Here is an 8,255-nt window from a genome sequence, read left to right as displayed (position 1 = left end):
ACGTCCTCCGGCGTGAGCTTTTCGCCGCTGTGGAATTTCACGTCGTCGCGGATGGTGAACGCCACCGTCTTGTCGCCGGTTCGCTCGTACTTCGTCGCCAACTGCTTCGTGATCTTCCCCTTCTTATCGCGCGAGAGGATGCCCTCGTAGGCTTGGAGAACGACGTTGTCCGTCGTCGTCTCCCGGTGGTTGTGCGGGTCGAGCGTGGACGGCATCTGTCCCTGCGTGATGGTCACGGAGAGGTCTCCCGATGAGGAGTTCCCGTTCCCGCCGCTGTCGGTGCTCGACGTGGTACTGTCGGTACCTGAGCCACCATCGTTTTGGTCGTTGCCGTCGCCGCCACCGAGACAGCCAGCGAGCGCTGCCGACGCTGCCGCTCCGCCTGCAAATTTCAAATACGTCCGCCGATTGAGTCTCTCGTCGGGCATACCCTGAAATGGCGGGTAACTACATATATATCTGTGGTATGGGACAACATCGCCCGCGTTTTATTGTCTCATGACATTTCCTACTGAACCCAACCGCACATTTATGTAATACTACATCGATACGACAAATATGGCCGTTCACGGCCGTCATCCCTCATTACGTGACCTGTTCGATGAGTCGCCCACCCCGCACATCGCCCACCCGCCTCACACGCACCATCGTGACTTCTACATCACGAGCGATGGGTCGTTCGACCAAGAGACGGGCAGCGGTGGTCTCGGCGTCATCATCGAGACACGCGACGGCAGGCGGGTCGCCCGACTCTCGGTCCCCGACGACGGCGTCCCCGACAACAACGTCGCCGAGTATCGCGCACTTCATCTCGGACTCGACGTGTTGGCCGTCCGCGCACCGGAGCACGCACGAGTCGGCGTGTTGGTAGACCACGATCAACTGGCCGCCAACGTCAACAACGCCGTTCTCGCCCACAACCGGACGGACTGGCGACCGCCGAAACCGTTCTCCGTCCCGCGTGCGGGCAAGTACCATTGGCGGGGTATCCGCGCCAGGATCGCCGGGTTCGGCGAACTTCGGGCCGCCCGGATCCGAAGCGAACAGAATCCCGCCCATCCACTGGCGAACGCACCCGACCAGTACGCCCACGTCAACCGCGAATCCGAGCGGTGTCTGCTTCCCGACGCACCGGGGTCGAGCGAAGCACAGATTCCGCCACCGTCGCGGGCCGACAGACACGCACAAAGCTGAATTCCGACCCCGCTCGGTACCTGGCTGTCGGACTCCGATCCGACGCGGGTTCCGTCAGCGATACTGGATGGCCGATGAGCCACGACGCTGACCGTCCCACGCTCGTCGCATTCAACGTCGCCGCAGTCACCGTTCTCGGTCACACTACCTCGTGGTGAAGCCGCTATACGAGTACGTCGCCGACGCGAGTGTGCTCGTGGTGATAGCCGGTGCCGTAATCGAAGTAACGTTCAGATTCACGTAATTTCGCGTTCGAGCGGAGGTTCGTCCCCGTGTTCGAGGATTGTCGTCTCTTGATGCGTCACGAATCAGTGAGATACGGACAGCGAAACACCTACTATCCCGGTTTGAGTGAATTGGTTCAAGGTGGCACGCGAATGGGTACGCGGATAACGAATTGGTTCTCGCGGTACTGGAAGCGCAAAACGGATCAACCGGACTACAGGCAGGCGTACGTCAAACTCCCGCTCGACACCGAGTTACCGCCGTTGGCGGTCGAGTTTGAACGCGTCTGCGAAGGCCGACTCGACCGCGTCCCACGCCGGGATTCGTTGGTCATCGATACCGACTTCGTCCCCGAGGAGCGCTTCGACGCCGAGCGCTTCGACGAGTTGGTCGCCGAACTGAAGGCGCGCGTCCCCCGGCGCTACATCCTCCACGATTCGACCAAGTGGCGACGGCACGACGGTGGCATGGCCAAGATGCACACCGTCGTCCCGGTGAAACGGCTGTACTCTGTGGAGGAAGGTGACGAGACGGCGGCCCACGAATCCGTCCGAAAACGCCCGCGATAGCGACGGCGACGTGAGTGAGTCGGAGGGTGGTGAGAGGAGGATACTGAAAGCTCTCTCACCCCAGCAGAGCGAACCGCTACCCTGTCCCTCGTGAAGCCGCTACCGAATCGCACGGCTCGAACTGCCCTAGCCCATAACGTTAACCCGGAATCCGACCGAACGCCCGGGTATGATAACCGCAGCGCGGATGGCCGCCGTGGACGAGAACGCGGAGTACCTCGGCGTGCCTCGCAAGCAGTTGATGGAATCGAGTGGAAACGCCATCGCCCGCCGCGTCCGGGAAATGGCCTCGCCGGGAGCGAACGTCGCCATCGTGGCGGGGCGGGGGAACAACGGCGGGGACGCCTTCGTCGCCGCGCGGTTCCTCGACGAGTACGACGTGTCCGTCCTGCTGCTCGGCCGCGCCGGAACCATCGGTACCGACATCGCGCGTGAGAACTGGGACGCCCTTCAGCAGGCCGACTACGATACGACCGAGGTGACGGATTCCCGGGCGTTCGAACTCCCCGACTGCGACCTCGTGATCGATGCAATGCTCGGAACCGGCGTGACTGGGGCGCTCCGCGAACCCGCCGCGACGGCGGCCCGGGCCATCAACGACGCCGACGCGTCCGTCCTCGCGGTGGACGTCCCCTCGGGCGTGAACGCTGATTCGGGCGAGTTCGAAGGTACTGCGGTCGAGGCCGACGCGGTCGTCACGTTCCACGACATGAAACCCGGACTCGCGGACGTCGCATCCGACGTCACCGTCTCGGACATCGGCATCCCCACCGCCGCCGAGCGAATCGTCGGGCCGGGCGACCTCCGGAGCGTGCAGGGGAACGTCGGCGGACGCGTGTTCGTCATCGGTGGCGGGCCGTTCACGGGTGCGCCCGCGTTGGCCGGCCAATCCGCGCTACGGGCGGGAGCGGACCTCTCGTTCGTCGCCGCGCCGGACTCCGTGGCGAGCGTGATTCAAGGCTACGCCGAGGACCTCATCGTCCAACCCTACGACGGCGACATCCTCACGCCCGAGCAGGTGGACGACTTGGTCGACACCGCCGAATCGTACGACGACACCGTGGTCATCGGGCCGGGACTCGGGAACGCCGACGAAACCCTCGATGCGGCGACGGACTTCCTCGAATCCTACACCGGACGGGCGGTCGTTGACGCCGACGCACTCCCGGCGATTCCGGACCTCGAAACGGACGCCACCCTCGTCTGCACGCCGAATCGCAAGGAACTGGCAGAGATGGGCGGGCCGGACACTAACGATCTGACCGAAGCCACCGACGAAATCGAGGACCTCGCGGCCGACATCGGCCACGTCGTGCTGGCGAAGGGGAAGACCGACGTGGTCTCGGACGGCGAGCGAACGCAAGTCGTCCGGACGGGCAACACGGGCATGACGGTCGGCGGCACGGGCGACCTGCTCGCCGGAATCGTCGCCGGACTGTTCGGGACGACGGAACCGTTCGACGCCGCCTGCGTCGGGTCGTTCGTCAACGGACGCGCGGGAGATCTGTGCTACGACGACGGCCGCTACGAGGGACTGTTCGCCTCCGACATGCTCGAAACGATTCCGGCGGCGATGTGGGGTTCGGACGATGTCTGAAAACGGAACCGACGACGGCGAACTGACCCACACGGACGAATCGGGCGAGGTGCAGATGGTGAACGTCGGCGACAAACCCGACACTGCTCGTCGGGCGACCGCCGAGGGTGAAATCCACCTCCAGTCCTCGACGGTCGACGCGATTCGGGAGAACGACCTGAAGAAGGGCGACGTGTTGGCGACAGCTCGAATCGGTGCGGTACAGGCCGTCAAACACACGTGGGAGACGATTCCGATGTGTCACCAGATCCCGATCACGAACGTGGACACCGAGTTCGACGTGCGGGACGACCGAGTCGTCCTCTCGGTCGCCGTCGAAACGACCGGAAAGACGGGGTGTGAGATGGAAGCGCTGGAGGGGGTCACGACTGGATTGAACGTCGTCTGGGACATGGTGAAGGCCGTCGAGAAGGACGCGGACGGGGGGTATCCGGACACCGCCATCCGGAACGTTCGCGTGGTCGAGAAGGAAAAACGGGAACTAGAACGGTAGCGGGCCCGGATTCACACCATCGCCGAATCCGGGTCGTCGGCGGGGGCGAGATACTCCGTCCCCCAGTCGCGCATGGAGAGAATGACGGGTTCGAGCGATTCGCCGATGGACGTCAAGGAGTACTCCACTCGCACCGGTTTGTCGCTCACGATTTCGCGGTTTACGAGGCGTTTTTCGCCCAAATCCTCCAAGCTGTCCGAAAGCACTTTGCTCGAAATGCCATCGACTTCCTCCTTGAGGGCGTTGAACCCGAGCGGGCCGCTCACGAGCAGTCGATGGACGATGACGGGATGCCACTTCTTGCCGACGAGTGTCGCCGTCGCGGTGATCGGACACCAATCCTCGCCCGCACACCACATGGTCAGCCGTTCCGGTTCGTCGCTCATACGCGGAATAGGTCGTCAGCTGATAAAAAGTTACGTCACGAAATCGACTTACCGATAGTAACCGTTTTTCGGCTTTTTACCGGGTTAAATACCGTTAGGTAAGCATCCCGACTAGATTTTGCCACGTAACGGTACTTCAGATAGAATGTCTCCGATAGCGAACAGTTATCATGCTTCGTCGCCTATCGAATACTGAGAAACCATGGTAGTAGGTAACACTTGTCACTGAAGGGTTGCTACCGAACAATGGAGACAAACAAACTACCGAATCGCATGACCACGAGCACGCACGAAGCAGACGACTCCCAACCGAACCGGGACAAAGACCGATACGCCGAACTCGAAGTGCAGGACGACGCAGTCCTCATTTACGATCAAAAGAACCACTGCGCGTGGATTCGCTCGAACGGGGCCGTATCGTTATATTCGATGCTTTAAGCCGACGGCACAGCCGTCAGATCACTCGCTTTCGACCGGGATTGTTGAACGATAGAGGGCCGTGCCTCGAACTCGACCACGACTTCGTCGTCGGTGTAGGTCACGTCCTCCACGCGTCCGTGATCGTGAACCCAGGACACGACGCTCATCGTTTCATCGGTCATCGGCATGACGAGGCGTTCGAACTCCCAATCGGGTAGTTCGATATCGATACGCCGTTTGAGTTCCTCCACGTTCAGATCATCCTTGCCGCTGATAGCGACCGGATTCGGCGCGAGTGCCGACAGCGCCTTCCGCTTTTCTTCGAGTTCCTCTTCGCTCACGGCATCGATCTTGTTCAACACCGTCACGATGGGCGCTTGATTGCGCTCGTACAGCGTGTCGTGGCAGGTGACGAGTTTCTCCCGAATGTCGTCTACGGGTTCGCTCACATCCACCACGAGCAACACGAGGTCGGCGTAGTACACCGCATCCAACGTCGATTTGAACGATTCCACCAGCCAGTGTGGAAGGTCGCTGATGAACCCGACTGTGTCCGTCAGCAACACGTCCCGCCGGTCGATGTCCGCCTTTCTGGTCGTGGTTCCGAGCGTCGTGAACAGGCGGTCCTCGGCTTCCGCCGTCGGATCCAAGTCCGGATGCAGGTCGTCGTTCTCTCCGATTTCGAGGTCCTCGGCGAGCCGCTGGAGGAGCGTGGACTTGCCCGCGTTCGTGTACCCCGCGAGCGCCACGAGGTCGAATCCCGATTCGCGGCGCTTCTGTCTGCGGTCCGCCTCCTTGTCCGCGATGGCGTCCAGTTCGTCCTTGATGCGGCTTATCTGGTCCTTGATGTCCTGTTCGTGGCTCTCGTCGTACTCACCGAGCCCCATGAACCCCGGCCGCTCGTCCCGTTTCGCGAGGCTCGTCTTCGCCTCGACGCGCGGCAGTTCGAAGCGCAGTTCCGCCAACTCGACCTGCAACTGTGCTTTCCGCGTCTGGGCGCGCTGGCCGAAGATTTCGAGGATCAATCGGAAGCGGTCGATGACTTCGGTTCCGTCGGGCAGTCGCTGGCCCAGGTTGTACGTCTGATACGGCCCGAGTTGATTGTCGAAGATGACGATTCCGGCATCGCGTTCGGTGACGGCCGCGGAGAGCTCCGCGACCTTCCCCTCGCCGAACTGGTATGCGGCGTCCTCTTCTCTCGATTGGGTGACTTCCGCGGCGACGTCGTAGCCTGCGGCGCGGGCCAACTCCGACAGTTCGTCGATGGAAGCGGTTCCGTCGTCTACCCGTTTTGCAAGTATCGCTTTCATAGGAGTAGTTTGCGGGCGGCGTACGCGGCGTGGTGTGCGGCCTGCACTGTTTCACGTTCAGCTATGCTCTCAACGTACTTAAAATCAGGTTCGAGATACTGTTCGACCATCCAAGTCGGCTCCTCGTAGAATTCTCCCCGTTCGGCGACGATGGGCTCCGCCGTCGGGTCCGGAAGGTCATAAACGGCGTCGGCGACGACTCTCGTCGTTTCCGAAAGCGTCGGTTCCGCATGACTGACCGCAAAGCCCATCCCCTGTACGCTGTGAAGTCGTGTCGTTCCGACCGTCGCGTGGACGGCGGCGGCGACCATCAGGTACTCACCCTCCTCCTCGTGGCGACCGCTGATGTCGATGCCGACCACGTCAGCCGTGCCGGTCCTTCACCTTGATTGCCGCGTGTCCGTACACAGTCGCCCGTAGGCCGTCGAGGTTCTTGAATCTCCCGCCGGAACCGTGGAAGCGATGGGAACGATCCCGGCGAAAGCGTGGCGGTGACGGCAGTTATTTCCCCCCACGACTGCCAGTTCGAGACATGCGAGATGCGTACTTGGTCGGCGCGGCCCAGACGGATTTCGGGTCGTTCCCCGACGAAAGCTACCGGTCGCTGTTCCGCACCGCCTTCGAAGCGGCCTGTGACAGCGCCCCGACGGGTATCGACCCGAACGACGTGGACGAGGCAGTCGTCGGCACGCTCGGCGTCGGCGGCCGTCAACTGGGTCTCTCCGGCCCGGCGGTGACCGAACACGTCGGCCTCGACGGAATCCCGTGCACCCGCGTCGAGAACGCCTGTGCAGCGAGCGGCTACGCGATCCGGCAGGCCGTGCAGGCCGTCAAAAGCGGCATGGCGGACGTCGTCCTCGCGGGCGGCGTGGAAGTCATGACCGACACGTCGAGCGACGCGACGAAGTACTGGCTCGGCGTCTCCGGCGAAACCGAGTGGGAGCGCCTCTCGGGAACCACGTTCGCGGGCGTCTACGCGCAGATGGCCGATGCACACATGGAGAAATACGGCACGACCGCTGAGCATCTCTCCCGCGTCGCGGTGAAGAACCACGCCAACGGCGCGAAGAACCCGCACGCTCAGCTCGGCTTCGAGTGTTCCCTGGAGGACGCGATGAACGCGCAAGTCGTGGCCGACCCCCTCACGCTGTATCACTGCTGTCCGACGAGCGATGGGGCGGCCTGCGCCATCGTCGTGAGCGAGGACGTGGTGGACGAGTACACCGACGACCCGATCCGAATCGCGGGCATCGGCGCGGCCAGCGATCGTGTCGGGTTGTTCCAGCGCGACACCTACACCTCGGTTCCGGCCTCCCGCGAGGCCGCCCAATCGGCTTACGAGATGGCGGACGTCACGCCCGAAGACATCGACTTCGCGGAGGTTCACGACTGCTTCGCCATCGCGGAACTGCTGGCCTACGAGGACCTCGGCTTCTGCGAACCGGGCGAGGCCGGTGAACTCGTCACCTCCGGCGCGACGGAACTCGGCGGCGAACGCCCCGTCAACACCTCCGGCGGCCTGAAATCGAAAGGCCATCCCATCGGCGCGACCGGGGCCGGGCAGATGGTCGAAGCGTACAAACAGCTCTCGGGAAGTGCAGGCGAACGACAGGTCGAAGGCGCGAAGCGCGGCCTGACACACAACGTCGGCGGGAGCGGCGGGGCGGCGGTCGTCCACGTGCTCGAAAAGGAATCGGAGGTGGAAGCATGACCGGGGACGAACGCACACCGAAGGTCGCCGCGGTCGGTGCCTACGCGCCGCGGTTCCGGATTTCCGCCGACGAGTTCCGTGAGGCGTGGGGGCAATTCCACGCCGCCGGAGTGAACGAGAAATCGGTTCCGAACGCCGACGAGGACACGCTGACGATGGCCTACGAGGCCGCACGGCGAGCGCTCGACGCCGCCGGAAACCCCGAAGTCGCGTTCCTCGCCTTCGCCTCCACCACGCCACCGATGGCCGAGGAGGACGTTACCGCCCGACTCGGCGGCATGCTCGGCGTACCTGACGACGCGACGCGCCACGTCTTCACCGGAAGTACCCGCGCCGGGACACGGGCGCTC

General features: G+C 63.1%; 9 protein-coding genes and 2 pseudogenes. 7 read left to right on the top strand and 4 right to left on the bottom strand.

Annotation, left to right across the window (positions count from 1 at the left end):
* Positions 1-428, bottom strand: a pseudogene (locus WBV42_RS01680) (ABC transporter substrate-binding protein); the annotation flags it as partial.
* A 130-nt stretch (positions 429-558) separates the two neighbouring features.
* Between WBV42_RS01680 and WBV42_RS01675 the strand changes: the two are divergent.
* From WBV42_RS01675 to moaC, 4 genes are all read left to right on the top strand, one after another.
* Positions 559-1,194 carry a reverse transcriptase-like protein gene (locus WBV42_RS01675; RefSeq protein WP_423984494.1) on the top strand — a complete coding sequence of 212 codons (636 nt, stop codon included), beginning with the start codon at positions 559-561 and terminating at the stop codon, positions 1,192-1,194.
* A 377-nt stretch (positions 1,195-1,571) separates the two neighbouring features.
* Entirely contained in the window at positions 1,572-1,988 is a 417-nt protein-coding gene (locus WBV42_RS01670) for a hypothetical protein (RefSeq protein WP_423984493.1), read from the top strand.
* Positions 1,989-2,157: 169 nt separating this feature from the next.
* Positions 2,158-3,585, top strand: a complete 1,428-nt coding sequence (locus tag WBV42_RS01665; RefSeq protein WP_423984492.1) for an NAD(P)H-hydrate dehydratase — start codon at positions 2,158-2,160, stop codon at positions 3,583-3,585.
* A complete protein-coding gene (gene moaC / locus WBV42_RS01660) occupies positions 3,578-4,078 on the top strand; it encodes a cyclic pyranopterin monophosphate synthase MoaC (protein ID WP_423984491.1) in 501 nt (166 codons plus the stop codon). The genes WBV42_RS01665 and moaC overlap by 8 nt, the downstream gene beginning before the upstream one ends.
* Before the next feature lie 11 nt (positions 4,079-4,089).
* Here moaC and WBV42_RS01655 read toward each other — a convergent pair whose 3' ends face one another.
* Positions 4,090-4,464, bottom strand: coding sequence for a winged helix-turn-helix transcriptional regulator (locus tag WBV42_RS01655; RefSeq protein ID WP_253227235.1), 375 nt, complete (start codon positions 4,462-4,464; stop codon positions 4,090-4,092).
* Positions 4,465-4,710: 246 nt separating this feature from the next.
* On the opposite strand from WBV42_RS01655, the gene WBV42_RS01650 reads away from it, so the two are divergent.
* Entirely contained in the window at positions 4,711-4,902 is a 192-nt protein-coding gene (locus tag WBV42_RS01650; RefSeq protein WP_066145379.1) for a DUF7331 family protein, read from the top strand.
* Here WBV42_RS01650 and hflX read toward each other — a convergent pair.
* Positions 4,899-6,194 (bottom strand): GTPase HflX, encoded by a 1,296-nt coding sequence (hflX, locus tag WBV42_RS01645; RefSeq protein WP_423984490.1) that lies wholly within the window; start codon positions 6,192-6,194, stop codon positions 4,899-4,901. The two genes, WBV42_RS01650 and hflX, sit on opposite strands and share 4 nt — an antisense overlap.
* Positions 6,191-6,547 (bottom strand): DUF2209 family protein, encoded by a 357-nt coding sequence (locus WBV42_RS01640; RefSeq protein ID WP_423984495.1) that lies wholly within the window; start codon positions 6,545-6,547, stop codon positions 6,191-6,193. The genes hflX and WBV42_RS01640 overlap by 4 nt, the downstream gene beginning before the upstream one ends.
* A 179-nt stretch (positions 6,548-6,726) precedes the next feature.
* Here WBV42_RS01640 and WBV42_RS01635 point away from each other — a divergent pair, with 179 nt between their 5' ends.
* Together WBV42_RS01635 and WBV42_RS01630 are read left to right on the top strand one after the other, a co-directional pair.
* Positions 6,727-7,905, top strand: a complete 1,179-nt coding sequence (locus WBV42_RS01635; protein ID WP_423984489.1) for a thiolase domain-containing protein — start codon at positions 6,727-6,729, stop codon at positions 7,903-7,905.
* A pseudogene (locus tag WBV42_RS01630) lies at positions 7,902-8,255 on the top strand (ACP synthase); the annotation flags it as partial. The gene WBV42_RS01635 and the pseudogene WBV42_RS01630, both read left to right, overlap by 4 nt.

The sequence above is a fragment of the Haladaptatus sp. genome, from assembly GCF_049589095.1.
GTDB lineage: Archaea > Halobacteriota > Halobacteria > Halobacteriales > Haladaptataceae > Haladaptatus.
The sequence above is the reverse complement of the archived record's forward strand: the minus strand, read 5'-3'. Positions and strand labels throughout refer to the sequence as shown.